General features: G+C 58.6%; 1 protein-coding gene. It reads right to left on the bottom strand.

Going from position 1 to position 589, the window contains the following annotated elements; genetic code table 11:
* Positions 1 to 155: 155 nt before the first annotated feature.
* On the bottom strand, positions 156 to 589 hold a 434-nt coding region (locus M3I54_RS44570; RefSeq protein WP_254346753.1), incomplete at its 5' end, for a transposase.

A 589-nucleotide genomic window follows, 5' to 3' on the forward strand; every position in this document is an offset into this window, starting at 1 on the left:
CAGGTTGCGGAAATACATCCCCGGCGGAAGCGGTGCGCCTCGATGTACGCGCCCGCCAGTCGCAAACTTTCGCATTGTGCAATCTCAACGCGAATTCAACGTTCTTTCGGCGGCTTGAGGCCGACTTCTGACCTCCTTGCCACGCTTTCCGCCACTTATAAGCGGATTTGTGCCAGTGATCGCATGCGCACGAGGTTGTATGCCGCCATGTTCAACACGAACATCTGGTCCACCTTCTTCAAGCCACGCACCATCACCTGACGCATGCGCCCCACGGTCTTGGCCCAGCCGAAACCTTGTTCGATCAACTTGCGCTTTTGCTGCGAAATGGCGTAGCCCGCGCTCGAGGCAATCGTATCGGGCACTGCCGAACGCCGCCCCGAGGTGTTTTGCGCAACGTGCGGTATGACCTTCATCTGTTGGCACGCCTCGATGAATTCCTGGGCATCGTAGCCCTTGTCCGCACCCAACGTAATTTCTACGTTCGGATCCTCTACCGTTTGCTGTGCGTCGTGGATCATGATCTTGGCCGCTTCACGCTCGGCATGCCCGTCGGCGCGTGTCACGCGCGCATTGACCACCAAGCCGT

The sequence above is a fragment of the Paraburkholderia sp. CNPSo 3274 genome (genome assembly GCF_024206475.1).
Lineage (GTDB): Bacteria > Pseudomonadota > Gammaproteobacteria > Burkholderiales > Burkholderiaceae > Paraburkholderia.